12 protein-coding genes are annotated in these 15,552 nt (G+C 72.6%); 6 read left to right on the top strand and 6 right to left on the bottom strand.

The annotated features are described in order from the left end of the window. The first annotated feature begins 68 nt into the window (after positions 1-68). Positions 69-1,151 (top strand): mannose-1-phosphate guanylyltransferase, encoded by a 1,083-nt coding sequence (gene manB, locus MQN93_RS14670; protein ID WP_242709827.1) that lies wholly within the window; start codon positions 69-71, stop codon positions 1,149-1,151. A gap of 30 nt (positions 1,152-1,181) precedes the next feature. On the opposite strand, the gene MQN93_RS14665 is transcribed toward manB, so the two are convergent. From MQN93_RS14665 to MQN93_RS14645, 5 genes are all read right to left on the bottom strand, one after another. Next, complete coding sequence (locus tag MQN93_RS14665) at positions 1,182-2,099, bottom strand: SMP-30/gluconolactonase/LRE family protein (protein WP_242709826.1); 918 nt, start codon at positions 2,097-2,099, stop codon at positions 1,182-1,184. A gap of 59 nt (positions 2,100-2,158) precedes the next feature. Next, a complete protein-coding gene (locus MQN93_RS14660) occupies positions 2,159-3,169 on the bottom strand; it encodes a DNA-3-methyladenine glycosylase family protein (protein WP_242709825.1) in 1,011 nt (336 codons plus the stop codon). Positions 3,170-3,248: 79 nt separating this feature from the next. Beyond that, positions 3,249-4,586 (bottom strand): coenzyme F420-0:L-glutamate ligase, encoded by a 1,338-nt coding sequence (locus MQN93_RS14655; RefSeq protein WP_242709824.1) that lies wholly within the window; start codon positions 4,584-4,586, stop codon positions 3,249-3,251. Further along, positions 4,583-5,542: a 2-phospho-L-lactate transferase gene (cofD, locus tag MQN93_RS14650; RefSeq protein ID WP_242709823.1), complete on the bottom strand. Its 960-nt coding sequence runs from the start codon at positions 5,540-5,542 to the stop codon at positions 4,583-4,585. Before cofD ends, MQN93_RS14655 begins: the two co-directional genes overlap by 4 nt. 33 nt (positions 5,543-5,575) lie before the next feature. Then, on the bottom strand, positions 5,576-6,088 hold the full coding sequence (locus MQN93_RS14645) for a cysteine dioxygenase (RefSeq protein WP_242709822.1): 513 nt from the start codon (positions 6,086-6,088) through the stop codon (positions 5,576-5,578). A 716-nt stretch (positions 6,089-6,804) separates the two neighbouring features. Here MQN93_RS14645 and MQN93_RS14640 point away from each other — a divergent pair. From MQN93_RS14640 to MQN93_RS14630, 3 genes are all read left to right on the top strand, one after another. Further along, complete coding sequence (locus MQN93_RS14640; RefSeq protein ID WP_003975777.1) at positions 6,805-7,068, top strand: WhiB family transcriptional regulator; 264 nt, start codon at positions 6,805-6,807, stop codon at positions 7,066-7,068. Positions 7,069-7,257: 189 nt separating this feature from the next. Then, on the top strand, positions 7,258-10,905 hold the full coding sequence (locus MQN93_RS14635; RefSeq protein ID WP_242709821.1) for a glycosyltransferase: 3,648 nt from the start codon (positions 7,258-7,260) through the stop codon (positions 10,903-10,905). Continuing rightward, entirely contained in the window at positions 10,902-12,467 is a 1,566-nt protein-coding gene (locus tag MQN93_RS14630; protein ID WP_242709820.1) for a DUF5719 family protein, read from the top strand. The genes MQN93_RS14635 and MQN93_RS14630 overlap by 4 nt, the downstream gene beginning before the upstream one ends. A gap of 58 nt (positions 12,468-12,525) precedes the next feature. Here MQN93_RS14630 and MQN93_RS14625 read toward each other — a convergent pair whose 3' ends face one another. Beyond that, a complete protein-coding gene (locus MQN93_RS14625) occupies positions 12,526-12,975 on the bottom strand; it encodes a metallopeptidase family protein (protein ID WP_106964533.1) in 450 nt (149 codons plus the stop codon). Between the two features lie 292 nt (positions 12,976-13,267). Here MQN93_RS14625 and MQN93_RS14620 point away from each other — a divergent pair, with 292 nt between their 5' ends. Both MQN93_RS14620 and MQN93_RS14615 read left to right on the top strand, forming a co-directional pair. Further along, the gene (locus MQN93_RS14620; protein WP_078516722.1) at positions 13,268-13,693 is read left to right on the top strand and encodes a DUF3499 domain-containing protein; all 426 of its coding nucleotides are present in this window, start codon (positions 13,268-13,270) and stop codon (positions 13,691-13,693) included. Between the two features lie 152 nt (positions 13,694-13,845). Continuing rightward, on the top strand, positions 13,846-15,462 hold the full coding sequence (locus tag MQN93_RS14615) for an L-lactate permease (RefSeq protein ID WP_242709819.1): 1,617 nt from the start codon (positions 13,846-13,848) through the stop codon (positions 15,460-15,462). Positions 15,463-15,552 lie beyond the last annotated feature (90 nt).

Genomic DNA, 15,552 nt, shown 5'->3' with positions numbered 1-15,552 from the left:
AACGATCTGCATACACTGGCCGGCCGAAAGACAGTTCGGCCGGTCCCGGCAGGAAGCAGAGACGACAGGTGACAGAAGCGATCCTCCTGGTCGGCGGCAAGGGCACCCGGCTGCGGCCCCTCACGGTCCACACGCCGAAGCCCATGGTCCGGGCGGCCGGCGTCCCGTTCCTCACACACCAGCTGGCGAGAGCCAGAGCCGCGGGCGTGGAGCACATCGTCCTGGCCACGTCCTATCTGGCCGAGGTCTTCGAGCCCTACTTCGGCGACGGCTCGTCCCTCGGCCTCCACCTCGAGTACGTCACCGAGGAGGAGCCCCTCGGCACCGGCGGCGCCATCCGCAACGTCGCCTCCCGGCTGCACTCGGGCCCCGACGAACCGGTCCTGATCTTCAACGGCGACATCCTGACCGGGCTGAACATCCGCGCCCTGGTCGACACCCACGACAAGAGCGGCGCCGACGTCTCCCTGCACCTGACCAAGGTCACCGACCCGCGCGCCTACGGCCTGGTCCCCACCGACGAGACGGGCCGCGTCCTCGCCTTCCTGGAGAAGCCGCAGACCCCCGAGGAGATCGTCACCGACCAGATCAACGCGGGCGCGTACGTCTTCCGCCGCTCGGTCATCGACGCGATCCCGGTGGGCCGGCCGGTCTCGGTGGAGCGGGAGACCTTCCCCGGTCTGCTCGCGGCCGGCGCCCATCTGCAGGGCATGGTCGACTCGACGTACTGGCTGGACCTCGGCACCCCGGCGGCCTTCGTGCGCGGCTCCGCCGACCTCGTGCTCGGTCGCGCCCCGTCCCCCGCCGTGCCCGGCCGCTGCGGCGACCGGCTGATCCTGCCGACGGCGCAGGTCGCCCCCGACGCCAAGCTCACGGGCGGCACGGTGGTGGGCGAGGGCGCGTTCGTGGCGGAGGGCGCCCGGGTCTTCGGCTCCACGATCCTGCCCGGCGCCGTCATCGAACCGGGCGCCGTCATCACCGACTCCCTCATCGGCACCCGCGCCCGCGTGGGCGAGCGGTCCGTGCTGACCGGCACGGTCATCGGCGACGGCGCGGTCGTCGGGGCCGACAACGAACTGCGCGACGGCGTACGGGTGTGGTGCGACGCCCGGATCCCGGCGGGCTCGGTGCGCTTCTCGTCGGACCAGTAGGCGCGCTTCAGGGGGCGCCCCGCCCGGGTCTCACACGCGCGGCGCCCCCGTCACCGACATCACCAGCGAGTACAGCGAGGTGGTGGCCGTGATGAACAGTCGGTTGTTCTTCGGGCCGCCGAAGGCGATGTTGGAGACCGGTTCGGGCACCCGGAGCCGGCCGATGAGGGTGCCGTCGGGGTCGTAGCAGTGCACCCCGTCGGCGAGTGCGGCGGCCCACAGCCGGCCCTCGTCGTCGAAGCGGATGTTGTCGTAGTGGACGCCGTCCGCGGCCGAGGCGAAGACCTTCCCGCCGGACAGCGTGCCGTCGTCGCCGACGTCGAAGACGCGGATCCGGGCGGCCCGGCTGTCGGAGACGTACAACTGCCGTTCGTCCGGGGAGAGGATGACGCCGTTGGGCCCCTCGAACCCGTCGGCGGCGAGGTGCACCCGCCCGCTGACCGGGTCGATCCGGTACACGTTGCACGCGCCGATCTCCGACGGCGCGCGATGGCCCTCGTAGTCGGTGACGATGCCGAAGTCCGGGTCGGAGAACCAGATTGTGCCGTCGGAGCGTACGACGGAGTCGTTCGGGCTGTTGAGGCGCTTGCCGTCGTAGCGGTCGGCGAGGACGGTGAGCGAACCGTCGGGCTCGGTGCGGGTGACGCGGCGGTTGCCCTGTTCGCAGCTGACCAGACGGCCCTGCCGGTCGAGCGTGTTGCCGTTGACGTGACCGGCCGGGGTGCGGAAGACGGAGACGGCGCCCGTGGCCTCGTCCCAGCGCAGCAGGCGGTCGTTCGGGATGTCGCTCCAGACCAGCTGACGCCAGGCGGGCAGATACAGCGGACCCTCGGCCCAGCGGCAGCCGTCGTACAACACCTCGAGCCGGCTGTCGCCGTTCGTGCACCGCCCCGTACGGAAGCGGTCGTCCAGGATCTCGTACAGCTCGTCGCCGGCACTGCCTGACATGGTTCCCCCACAGAGATGTCGAACAGAACGGCATTCAACGTAACAGCCGGTGCGCGGCGTCAGAGGCGGCCGATGTCGCCCTTCGGCATCCGCGGTGCCCGCCGCGGTGGGGTGCGGCCGCTGAGCAGGATGAGCCGGGCCGCGCGATGCCGCTGCCCGGCATACGGCTCCAGCAGCTCCAGCATCACGTCGTCGTCCGCGTCCCGGTCCCCGGCGAGCGCCCACCCCACGATGCCCGGCAGATGCAGATCCCCGACGGTCACGGCGTCCGGCGCGCCATGGCTGCGCTGCACGGTCTCCGCGGACGTCCACGGGCCGATCCCCGGCACGAGCTCCAACCGCGCCTGCGCGGCCGCCGGTTCCATCCGGGCCGCCTCCTCCAGCCGCGCGGCGACCCGCACGGCCCGCAGGATGGTCGAGGCCCGCTTGTTGTCGACGCCGGCCCGGTGCCACTCCCACGAGGGGATCAGCGCCCAGGTCCGCGGGGCCGGCATCACCCACAGCCGCCCGCCCGCCGCGGGCCCCGGCGCCGGCTCGCCGTACTTGCGCACGAGCAGCCGCCACGCCTGGTACGCCTCCAGCGTCGTGACCTTCTGCTCCAGGACCGAGGGGATCAGCGACTCCAGCACCAGCCCGGTGCGCGTCAGCCGCAGCCCGGGCCGCCGGTGCCGTGCGAGCGCCACCAGCTGGTGCCGGGGCGCGAAGGCGTCCGGTTCGTCCGCGGCCCCGAGCAGGTCGGGCAGCTGCTCCAGCAGCCACTCGGCCCCCGGGCCCCAGGCCTCGCCCCGTACGACCGAGCCCTTCGCGCAGACCCGCAGCGTCCCCGGCCCCGCCGGGGTCAGGCTCGCCCGCCACACCGACCCGTCGGGCGTCGCCCGGAACGTCGGATCGCCCGGCCCGCGCCGCAGCGGCCCCAGCACCAGCCCGAGGTCGAGCGGCCCCTCGGGCACCACCGTCCGCACCCGCCCCGGCGCCGCGCTCTGCCGCGGCACCGCACCGCCCGCAGGCACGCCGACATGCCCACCGCGCACGGTCGTACGGGTGGGCCGCGGAGCGAACCGTCCTGCCATGAGTGAAGTCCCAGGAGACGAGAGGAACCCTGTGGGGCACAGGGAGGGCCCTACGAGATTAGGCGCACACGCGCGTGCCTCACCGCACCTCTATGAAGCTCCCCGCGTCCCGCTCGGGCCTGGGCCGCGGTTCCTCGGCCGGATGCCCGACCGCCACGGCCCCCATCGGATCCCAGTCCTCGGGCAGCCCCAGCACCTCGCGCACGACGTCGCGGCAGAACATCGTGGACGACACCCACGCGGACCCCAGCCGCTCCCCGGCCAGGGCGACCAGGAAGTTCTGCACGCCGGCGCCCGCGGCGACCACGAACATCTCCCGCTCGGCGGCGTCCCGCCGCGCGTCCCCGTACGTGTGCGAGCCGTCCATGACGAGACACGGCACCACCAGATACGGCGCGTTGCGCAGGACGTCGCCGCGGCGCACCCGCTTGGCGATGGACTCCTCGCTCTTGCCGTCCCGGCGCAGATCGGCGATCCAGGCGTCGCGCATGGCGTCCAGCAGCGCGGTCCTGGCCTCTTCGGACTCCAGCAGCACGAACCGCCACGGTGTGGTGTGGTGCGGTGCCGGAGCCGTCACGGCCGCGGCGACCGCCCGCCGCACGGCACCGGGGTCGACCGGCTCGCCGGTGAAGGCCCGCACCGTGCGGCGCTGTGTCACCGCCGTACGCACGGCCTCGGACGTCCCGAGGCGGAACATGTCGTCCCGTCCGCCGCGCACCATGGCCCGCGCCCCCTCCCCGTCGTCCCCGCCCACCACGTGCGCCAGCCCGCGCACCACGGCGACCGGCAGTCCGGCGGCCTTGCCCTTGACCAGGTCGCCGGCCGCGGCCAGCTCGTCCGCCGTCGCCACGACCGTCGCGCTGAGCGGATTGCCGTGCGCGTCCGTGCCGCCGCGCAGATCGTCGAGCACCCGCACACCGGCGGCACCGATCGCGACATCCGTGAGCCCCGAGCGCCAGGGGCGCCCGAAGGTGTCGGTGACCACGACGCCGACCTCGACACCGAGGGCGTCGCGCAGTCCGTCCCGGATCGCCCGGGCCGAGGCGTCCGGGTCCACGGGCAGCAACAGCACGGTGCCGGAAGGGGTGTTGGAGGCGTCGACGCCGGCCGCCGCCATCACCAGCCCCTGACGGTTCTCGACGATCCGCAGCGTCCCGCGCCGCGCCACGACCCGCACCGTCTCCGCGTCGATCGCGGCCTCCCGGTCGTCGGCCGCGACGATCCGCCCCTCCGCCTTGGACACGATCTTCGACGTGACGAGCACGACGTCCCCGTCGGCCAGGGCGGGCTCGGCGGCGGCGATCAGCTTGGCCACGTCGTCGCCGGGTGCGACCTCGGGCAGTCCGGGCACGGCCCAGACGCGGTAACCGGACGTGTCGCGGGCGTCGTCGGCGCCCCGGGAAGTGCTGTCGCTCAAGACGCCCGCACCTCCTGCGCCAGCGTCAGCGCCTCCTGTGCCATCCGGGTGGTCGCGTCGAGGTCGGTCATCATCAGAGGGACGGCCCGGCAGCGGATCCCGGCGCTCTCGACCCGCTCCACCACGGACGCGTCCACGGTGTCGACGAGCCAGCCGTCGAGCAGCCCCGAGCCGTAGTGCTCGGCCACCGCCGCGGCCGTCGACTCCACGCCGACCGCCGCGAGCACCTTGTCGGCCATCCCGCGCACGGGCGCGTCCCCGACGATGGGGGAGAGGCCGACGACCGGCACACCGGCGTCGGCGATCGCCTCGCGGATGCCGGGCACGGCGAGGATCGTGCCGATGGACACGACCGGGTTCGACGGCGGGAACAGCACGAGGTCCGCCTCCGCGATCGCCTCCAGCACACCCGGCGCCGGCTTCGCCTGGTCGGCCCCGACGGGCAGGACCGCCTCGGCCGGCACCGAGGCGCGCAGCCGCACCCAGTACTCCTGGAAGTGCACCGCCTTGCGCTCGCCGTCGACCTCGACGGCCACATGCGTCTCGACCCGGTCGTCCGTCATGGGGATCAGCCGCACGCCCGGCTGCCACCGGTCGCACAGCGCCTCCGTCACCGCGCTGAGCGGATAGCCGGCGCCGATCATCTGCGTCCGCACGATGTGCGTGGCGAAGTCCCGGTCGCCGAGGCCGAACCACTCCGGCCCCACGCCGTAGGCCGCGAGCTCCTCCTTGAGGTGGAAGGTCTCCTCGGCCCGCCCCCAGCCCTGCTCCTCGTTGATGCCTCCGCCGAGCGTGTACATCACCGTGTCGAGGTCCGGGCAGACCTTCAGCCCGAAGAGGTGGATGTCGTCCCCGGTGTTGCCGATGACGGTGATGTCCGTGTCCGGCGCGGCCTGCTTCAGACCGCGCAGGAACCGGGCACCACCGATGCCGCCTGCCAGAACCACAATGCGCATGGGGCAAGTCTTGCAGGCGGGTACGACAACGCGTCAGGCGGTTGCCGCGCCGACCTCGTCGTGCGCCCCCTCGGCGGCCGTGCACGCGGAGTGCATCGGCATCTGCGTGAGCCCGGGGTAGTAGATGTGCAGACTGACCGCCGGCTCCAGCGCGTCGTTGACCACCTCGTGCACGTACCCCGGCGCGAACACCCTCTGCGCGCCCGCTCGCAACGCGCGCGTGCCGCGCCCGGTCCGCTCGGTCAGTGTGCCCTCCAGGACAGTCAGCACGCCGGAGGAGCGGCCGTGGTCGTGCGGTCCGCTGCCCTGTCCGGGCACCCAGGACAGCAGCCACACCTCGTAGCCGGGCCCGGTGCGCAGCCGGTGGTACCAGCGCGTCGTGGCGTCGTACTCCACGAGGTGCTCCCACTGCGCGCGGTCGGCGGCGACGGAGCGCGCGAGGCCCGCGAACTCGGCGACGGTGGCCGGGTGCTCGCGCGGGGGCTGGAGAAGGTGCAGGACTTCGAGGATGTCGCCGGCGATCTGGAGGTCGTTGTCGCTGTTCATGGGGTGCGGTGGTTCCTCGGCGAAGAGTGGGGCTGGCTGGGGTCGCGGTTCGTCCGCCCGCGGCAGCGGGCGCAGCGGATGCCCTGCGCGGGCGTCGGGAAAGGGAACAGCAGCCGAGTCGGGACGGACTCAGAGGCAGCCGGAGCGGGCTCGGCTCAACAGCTGGAACAGCAACAACAGCTACAGCGAGCGCGGGCAGCACCGAGGGACCCGGTCGTGCGGGTCGAGGTGAGTGCCAAGTTCGCGAGCATGCCCACAAGAACACCGGGTCACACCTTCACTGTCAACTCGGCGCCCGGAATGTGGGACCTGGTTCACCTCATCCGGTTCATCTGCAAGGCGAAAGGTTTGTGCACCCGCCACCCGGGACACATGGCGCACAACCGGGCGCACAAGCCTCGTTGCGATCCCGTGATCCGACCGTGATCCGGTTTGCAATGAGGGCGCGTGGAACGAGATCGGATCTACGGGCGTCCTTCCCCGTACAGGCTCTGCGCGGAGCCGGAGGCCCTTCCGGGCCCTGTCTGCGTGTCAAGGTTTATGCCGATTTGAACACTTTCCGCATGGCCTTGGTTCCGCAGAGTGAATAAGGGGCCCAATAGCAGATCTCGGCTTGACTCGCCCGGAGCAGCACACTTGTAATTTCACTCGTGTCGTTCAGCCGGGAACGGTAACGGCTACATCACGGGGACGCGAAAGACAGACGAGGGGCGCACATGACCGAGCTGGTGCAGCAACTGCTGGTCGACGACGCGGACGAGGAACTCGGCTGGCAGGAGCGCGCGCTGTGCGCCCAGACCGACCCCGAGTCCTTCTTCCCCGAGAAGGGCGGCTCCACCCGGGAGGCCAAGAAGGTCTGTCTCGCCTGTGAAGTCCGCTCCGAGTGCCTCGAGTACGCCCTCGCCAACGACGAGCGATTCGGCATCTGGGGCGGTCTGTCCGAGCGGGAGCGACGGCGTCTGAAAAAGGCCGCCGTCTGAGCCACGTATCCGACTGAACCGCATATTCGATCCGATTCGATCCGAACGGCCCGTCGCAGGTGGGTTATCCACAGGCGGCGGGCCGCCGTCATGCCCAGCCGATAGTGTGGGCGCTCGTCCGAGACGCCTCGCTGCCCCCAGGGGGCACAGGTGTCCACCGCAGTCCATCGAACCGGGGCCCGTACCTCGATGTCCGTGCACAGCCACTCGGCAGCCCAGCAAGGCCTCGCTGCCGCACCAGAGTTTCCGCGTCACGTGGTGACGGCGGTGATCGTCTCCCATGACGGCGCCCGCTGGCTGCCCGACGCGCTCGCCGGGCTGCTCGGCCAGGAGCGTCCCGTCCAGGCCGCGATGGCGGCCGACACCGGCAGTGCGGACGACTCCGCCCGGCTGGTCACCGACGCCCTCGGCGCCGACCGCGTCCTGCACCTTGCCCGGCGCACCGGCTTCGGCCAGGCCGTCGAGGAGGCGGCCCGCACCGCCCCCGTCCTGACGCCCGAGGAGCTGCCCTACCTGAAGCGGCCGAGCGGCTGGGACCCGGTCACGCGCACCTGGCGCGACGACGCCTACGACCTGCCGGAACTGCCGTACGGCGAGCCGGTCCAGTGGCTCTGGCTGCTGCACGACGACTGCGCCCCCGAACCCGACGCACTGGCCCAGCTGCTGCGCGTCGTGGACAACGAGATGGAGCTCGGCCGCGACGACGTGGCCGTCGTCGGCCCCAAGCTCCGCGGCTGGTACGACCGCCGCCAGCTCCTGGAGGTCGGCGTCTCCATCGCCAACTCCGGCCGCCGCTGGACGGGTCTGGACCGCCGGGAGCAGGACCAGGGACAGCACGACCACGTCCGGACCGTGCTGTCGGTGTCCACCGCCGGCATGCTGATCCGCCGCGACGTCTTCGAACAGCTCGGTGGCTTCGACCGCCGGCTGCCCCTGATGCGTGACGACGTCGACCTGTGCTGGCGCGCCCACGCCGCCGGCCATCGCGTCCTGATCGCCCCGGACGCGGTCGTGCGGCACGCGGAGGCCGCCTCCCGCGAGCGCCGCACCGTCGACTGCGTCGGCCGCACCGCCGCCTCCCCGCACAAGGTCGACAAGGCCGGCGCCGTCCACACCCTCCTGGTCAACACGCGTACGGCCGCGCTGCCCTGGGTGCTGTTGCGCCTGGTGGTCGGCACGCTCCTGCGCACCCTCGCCTACCTCGTCGGCAAGGTCCCGGGGCAGGCCGTCGACGAGATCCGCGGCCTGCTGAGCACCCTGCTGCGGCCCGAGCGGATCATCGCAGGGCGGCGCATGCGCGGCCGCCCCCAGATCGACAAGGACGAGCTGCGCGCCCTGTTCCCGCCGCCGGGAGCGACCGTGCGGGCCACCGTCGAGCAGGTCGCGGGCAACCTCGTCGGCCGCTCCGACCCCGAGGTGACCACCGGAGCCGGACGGCACGGCGGCGCGGTCGAGTCCGGGCCCGGCGGCGACGACGCCGACTTCCTGGAGATCGAGCAGTTCGCCCGCCTCAAGCGCATCGGCCGCAAGCCCGGCCCGATGCTCTTCCTGGTGCTGCTGTTCGTCTCACTGGTCGCCTGCAGGCAACTGTTCGGCGGAGGCGCGCTCGCGGGCGGCGCCCTGCTGCCCGCCCCGGCCGACGCCGGTGACCTGTGGTCGCGCTACGGCGACGCCTGGCACGCCGTCGGCGCCGGCGGCACCCCCTCCGCGCCGCCGTATCTGGCGATCGTGGCATTGCTGTCCTCCGTGCTGTTCGGCTCGACCGGGTTCGCGGTCACGGTCCTGCTCGTGGGCTCCGTGCCGCTGGCAGGCGTCACCGCGTACTTCGCCTCCCGCCCGCTCGTCGAGTCGCGCCTGCTGCGCGCGTGGGCGGCCGTCGTCTACGCCTTCCTGCCCGCCGCCACGGGCGCCCTCGCGGGCGGCCGCATCGGCACGGCGGTCCTGGCCGTCCTGCTGCCGCTCATGGCACGCGCGGGCGTCGCGGCCGGCGGATTGACGAACGCCCAGGGAGCGCGCGGCAGTTGGCGCGCCACCTGGGCGTACGCACTGCTGCTGACGGTCGCCACGGCGTTCACGCCGATCGTGTGGCCGATCGCGCTGATCCTCGGCATCGCGCTGCTGGTGCTGCGCCGCGACGACCTCACCGCCCACGGCCTGCGCCTGCTGGCCCAGTTCGGCACCCCGCTGCTGGTCCTCGCGCCCTGGTCGCTGTCGCTGCTCCCGTTCGGCTTCTTCAAGGAGGCCGGGCTGGAGTACGGCTCGTCGGCCGCCTCCGCCCTCGACCTGCTCGGCGTCAGCCCCGGAGGCCCCGGCACGGTCAGCGGAGTGATGCTCATCGGCATCGTCCTGGCCGCACTGGCCGCCCTGCTGCGCTCGGAGCGCCAGTTCGGCATCTGGGCCGCCTGGGCGGTCGCCCTGGTGGGCCTCGTCTTCGCGGTCCTGTCCAACCAGTCGACCTGGGCGGGCCCGGCAACCCTCGTCTACGGCCTCGCGCTGCTGGCCGCCGCCGTCCTCGGTGCCGACGGCGCACGCACGCGCGTGGCCGAGCAGAGCTTCGGCTGGCGCCAGCCGGTGGCCGCGCTGATCGCCTTCGCCGCGGTCGTCGGCCCTCTGGTCATCGCCGTCGGCTGGATGATCCGCGGCGCCGACGGGCCGGTCGAGCGGCAGGACCCCGTGCAGGTGCCCGCGTTCGTCGCCGAGGAGAGCGGCACCCGTGACCAGGCCCGCACGCTCGTGCTCGACAGCGACTCCACGGCCCGCGTCGGCTACTCACTGGTGCGCGGCTCCGGCGCCCGTCTCGGCGACGCCGAGGACGCGGCGGCCGACGGCGAGAACGCCAGGCTCGACAAGGTCGTCGCCAACCTCGTCGCCGGCTCCGGCGCCGACCAGGCCGACCAGCTGGGCAAGTTCGCCGTCCGCTACGTCCTGGTCCACAAGGGCGCGCCCCGCGAGGTCACGCGCGTGCTGGACGCCACCCCGGGCCTCTCCCGGCTGAGCCAGCAGGGCGGCAGCGCGCTGTGGCGGGTCGACCAGGAGGTCGCGCGCGCCACCATCGTGCCCGCCTCCGGTTCCGGTACGGCGGTGCCGGTCGCCGCCGGACCCGTCGAGATCCACACCACGGTCCCGGCCGGTCCGGACGGCCGCGTCCTGCGCCTGGCCGACACCGCCGCGGACGGCTGGACGGCCACGCTCGACGGCCGGCCGCTCACCCGCACGACGGTCGACGGCTGGGCCCAGGGCTTCGAACTACCCACCTCCGGCGGCACGCTGGACGTCACCTACGACGACCCGTTCACCCACACCGCATGGCTGTGGCTGCAGGGCTTCCTCGCCGTCGTCCTGGTCGTGATGGCCCTTCCCGGCCGGCGCCGCCACATCGACGACGACCTCCCCGAGGAGCCGGTCGTCCCCGCCCAGGCCATGGCCGGCGAGGGCCGCCGGGCCCGCCGGCTGCGCGCCCAGGCCGAGGCCGAGGAGACCGCCCCCGCCGAGGACTTCCCGCCTCCTCCTGCGGAGGAGGCACCGGCCGCCGTCCCGCAGCAGCAGTCCTACGACGAGTGGGAACAGGCGAGTTACGCGGGAGCCCAGTACAACGGCTACGACGAGCAGTACCAGGGCGCGCAGCAGTACCAGACCGGTGCGTACGACCAGACGTACCAGGCGGACCCGTACCAGGGCGGCCAGTACGACCCGTACGGCTACGGCAACGCCCCCCAGGGGACGTACGACCAGAGCGCCTACGACCCGTCGTACCAGCAGCAGGGCTACGACCCGGCGTACGACCCGGCGCAGCAGCAACCGCACGCCCCTGAGCGCCCCGATGGGAGTCAGCAGTGAGCCGCACCACCCTCTCCCTGATCGCGGGCGCCACCGCGCTCGTCGCCGTCACGGGCCTCGCCGCGCTGACCGCGCCGGACGCCTCCGGCGCGCACCCCGCCGAGGCGGCCGCCGAACTGCCGGTGGAGCGCACCAGCCTGCTCTGCCCGGTGCCCAGCACCTCCGACCTCGCCGACACGTCGTACACCTCGTACACACCCGTCACGAAGGGCGCGGGGAGCGAGGGCAAGGGCGAACTGCGGTCCGCCTCCGAGGAGTCGGAGGACGGTTCCGGCGACAGCGGCACGTCGGACGGCAAGAAGGACGCGAAGAAGGACGGCGAGTCCGACGACAAGAAGACCGGCAAGTCCGGCAGCACGGACAAGGCCGTGAAGCCGGTCCTCACGCCGAAGGCGCCCGGCAAGCCCGTCACGGGCGACGCCTCCGGTTCGGACACGCCGGCGTTCGTCGGCACGGCCGAGGGCGGCTTCGCTCCCGGCTGGACGGTGCAGGAGACCACCGAGGTCGCCGCGGGCACCGGGCGCGGCCTCCAGGGCGTCAACTGCACGGCGCCGGACACGGAGTTCTGGTTCCCGGGCGCCAGCACGGACACCGGCCGCACCGACTACGTCCATCTGACCAACCCGGACGACTCCGCCGCCGTCGTGGACATCGAGCTCTACGGCAAGGACGGCACCATCGAGTCGACGGTGGGGGAGGGGATCACCGTCGCCCCGCACTCCACCGACCCGGTCCTGCTGTCGACGCTCACCGACGAGAAGCAGACCAACCTCACCGTGCACGTGAACGTCCGCAGCGGGCGTGTGGGCGCCGCCGTGCAGGCCCTCGACGACAAGCTGGGCGGCGACTGGCTGGCCGCGTCCACGGACCCGGCGGGCAGCCTCGTCCTGCCCGGCATCCCCAAGGACGCCACGTCCGTGCGCCTGATCGCCTTCACCCCCGGCGACGCGGACGCCGACCTGAAGGTTCGGCTCGCCTCGCCGTCCGGCCGGATCACACCCGCCGGCAACGAGACGCTGCACGTGAAGGCGGGCATGACCAGCGCCGTCGACCTCGGCGCCGTCACGCGCGGCGAGGCGGGCTCCCTGGTCCTCACGCCCACCGACGACTCCGTGCCGGTCGTCGCGGCGCTGCGGGTCGTGCGGGGCAAGGGCGACAAGCAGGAGACGGCGTTCATCCCGGCCACCGGCCCGGTCGGCACGCGCGCGACGGCCGCCGACAACAGCGGCAAGGGCTCGACCCTGTCGGTGGCCGCGCCCACCCGCACCTCTCGCATCAAGGTCACCGCCTCCGCGGGCAGCGAGGGCGGCACGGCGGCGTCCAAGACGTACACGATCAAGGCGGGCACCACCCAGGACATCGAGGCCCCCGTCCCGAGCGGTCTGAAGGGCACCTACGCCCTGACGGTCGAGACGCTCTCCGGTGGCCCGGTCTACGCCTCGCGCACCCTCGCGGCCACGGAGGAGGGCGTCCCGGGCTTCACCATCCAGACCCTGCCGGACGACCGCGGGATGGTGGCGGTGCCGCAGGCGGACCAGGATCTGTCGGTGCTGCAGAAGTAGGCACAAGCAGCCGGAGCCGCCAATGGCCGCGTCGGCGGGCGGGGACGACGGGCCGCGCTCAGTCCTCGCCGTAGCGCGGATCCACCGTCTCCGGGGTCAGTCCCAGCAGCTCGGCCACCTGCTCGACGACGACCTCGTGCACGAGCGCCGCCCGCTCGTCGCGGCCCTTCGTGCGGATCTCCACGGGGCGGCGGTACACGACCACCCTGGCCGGCCGTCCCTCCCTGGAGGGAATCGTGCCGCCCAGGGGCACCGCCTCGTCGTTCCAGGCCTGGCCGGGCCCGTCCAGACGCGGCACCTCGAGGACGAGGAAATCGATGTCGGAGAGCTGCGGCCACCGCCGTTCCAGCCGCTCCACGGAGTCCTGCACCAGGTCCGCGAACGCGTCGGCCCGGCTCGCGGAGAGCGGTACCTGGGGTGGCGCGATGGGGCCGCGCATGCCCCGGCCGTGGCGATCACGACGGCGGGGCCCGGGGCCGGCGACACGGTGCGGTACGGGGTTGTCCATCACTGACGAAGCGTAGTCCCCGCCGCGACCGCACGCCGCGCTCCACACGGGTGTACCGGGCGGCCCGGCCCCCTCGGGACCGCATGTCACAGGATGACCATTCCGGCCAAGGTTGGGCTCGATTTCGTATCTCTCCCGGACCGGCGATCTCGACGCAAATGACGGTCTTTGTATGGATTGTTGATCGAAAGGCGGGGTGCACTTCGTCCTGTGAATGAACGTTCGTGCAGGTCAGCCGAGTGGGTCCGAGGAGGGGCGTGGGGCGATTCACACCACGACACGGTGGGGTGACCTGGGGGAGAGTCGTCGCGGCCCGCTCAAGAGTGCGGTACCGTCCAACGTCGTGAGCCCTGTACGTCGCTGTTCGCGCACCGCTTGCGGCCGTCCCGCCGTCGCGACGCTGACGTACGTCTACGCCGACTCGACCGCGGTCCTCGGCCCGCTCGCCACCTACGCCGAACCCCACTGCTACGACCTGTGCGCCGAGCACTCCGAGCGCCTGACCGCCCCGCGCGGCTGGGAGGTCGTCAGGCTGCTGGACGGCTCGGCCCCGGCCCGCCCGAGCGGCGACGACCTGGAAGCGCTTGCGAACGCGGTGCGTGAGGCGGCGCGTCCCCAGGAGCGCGCCGCGGGCGCCGGCGGCGGAGGACGTTCGGCGGACCCCATGGAGGTCGCGCGGCGCGGACACCTCCGTGTGCTGCGCTCGCCCGACAACTGACGCCGTTCCAAGGCGTCCACCCCGTTCTCGTGTGCGTTCCGTGCAACTTTCACTCAGTGATGCACGGGCATTGACGCCCCCTTGTCGCGGACACGACCATTCCGTACCGGCGGGAAATCGCTTTCCGCATGCCGGAATCCGGGGAGGCTCCCGTGTACGTCCAGGAACTGGAACCCGTCGCCGATTCACTCGGCCTGTCCGCCCTCGTCGCCGCCCTGCCCCTGCTGATCGTTCTGGTGCTGCTCGGCGGCGTGCGCATGAAGGCGCATCTGGCGGGCCTGACAGGGCTTCTGGCGGCCGTTCTGGTCGCCTGGCTCGCGTACGGCATGCCGCTCGACCAGACGGTCTCCAGCGGCGTCCAGGGGGCCGTCTTCGGCCTCTTCCCGATCATGTGGATCGTCGTCAACGCCCTGTGGGTGTACCGGATGACCGTCCGCACCCGGCACTTCGACATCCTGCGCCGCTCCTTCGGGCGGCTGTCCGACGACCCGCGCGTGCAGGCGCTCGTGGTCGCCTTCTGCTTCGGCGCGCTCCTGGAAGCGCTCGCCGGCTTCGGCGCGCCGGTCGCGATCTGCTCGGTGATGCTCGTCGCCCTCGGCTTCGACCCGGTGCGCGCGGCCGTCGTCTCCCTGGTGGCCAACACCGCGCCGGTCGCCTTCGGCGCGATGGGCACACCGGTCGTCACACTCGCGCAGGTGTCGGGCCTGCCGCTGGACGACGTGGCCTCCGTGGTGGGCCGTCAGACACCGCTGCTCGCCCTCGTCGTACCGCTCATCCTGGTCTTTCTCGTGGACGGCCGGCGCGGGCTGCGCGAGACCTGGGTGCCCGCCCTGGTGTGCGGAGTCGCCTTCGGTGTCGCCCAGTTCGTCGCCTCCAACTACGTCTCCGCGCAACTCGCCGACATCTGCGCCTCCCTGGTGGGCGCGGCCGCACTGGTCGCCGTACCGCACGCGCGCGTGCCCGCCACCGAGTCGGTACGCGCGTCCGTGCTGACCGGCACGCGCAGCGAGGAACTGGACGAGGAGGACCCGCGGCGCGAGGTCCTGCGCGCGTACTCCCCGTACGCGCTGATCGTCGTGGTCTTCTCCGTCGCGCAGATCCCGGCGGTCAAGGACTGGCTGGCGAAGACGACACAGAGCTACGACTGGCCGTTCCTGGACGTGGCGGGGCCCGACGGGAAGCCGGTCGGCGGCAATGTCTTCAGCTGGCCGATCGTGTCGACGGGCGGCACGCTCGTGCTGATCGCCGGCGTGATCACGGCGGTCGTGCTCGGCATGCACGCGCGCGTGGCGGTCAAGGAATGGATCGCGACCGTGCACGAGCTGAGGTTCGCGATCCTGACCGTGACGTCCGTGCTGGCGCTCGCCTACGTCATGAACCTCTCCGGGCAGGCGGGCACGATCGGCCACTTCGTGGCGGCGGCCGGCGCGGGGCTCGCGTTCCTGTCGCCGGTGCTCGGCTGGTTCGGCGTGGCCGTCTCCGGCTCGGACACCTCCGCCAACGCGCTGTTCGGCGCCCTGCAGGTGACCGCCGCGCGCGAGTCCGGCCTGTCGCCCGAACTCCTTGCCGCCGCCAACAGTTCGGGCGGCGTCCTCGGCAAGATGATCTCGCCGCAGAACCTCACCATCGCGTGCGCGGCCGTGGGCCTTGCGGGACGTGAGGGCGATCTGCTGCGCAAGGTGCTGCCGTGGAGCGTGGGCCTGTTGCTGGTGATGTGCCTGATCGTGGTGGGCCAGAGCTCTCCGGTCCTGAGCTGGATGCTGCCCTGACCTGAGGTTACGGCGCGAACGCCTCCTGAGGGTCCACACGGCGCACAGACATCCGGTACGGGTAGTTTGGGGCGACCGACAGGACGTTCA

Source organism: Streptomyces spinosisporus (assembly GCF_022698145.1).
Lineage (GTDB): Bacteria > Actinomycetota > Actinomycetes > Streptomycetales > Streptomycetaceae > Streptomyces > Streptomyces spinosisporus.
The sequence above is the reverse complement of the archived record's forward strand: the minus strand, read 5'-3'. Positions and strand labels throughout refer to the sequence as shown.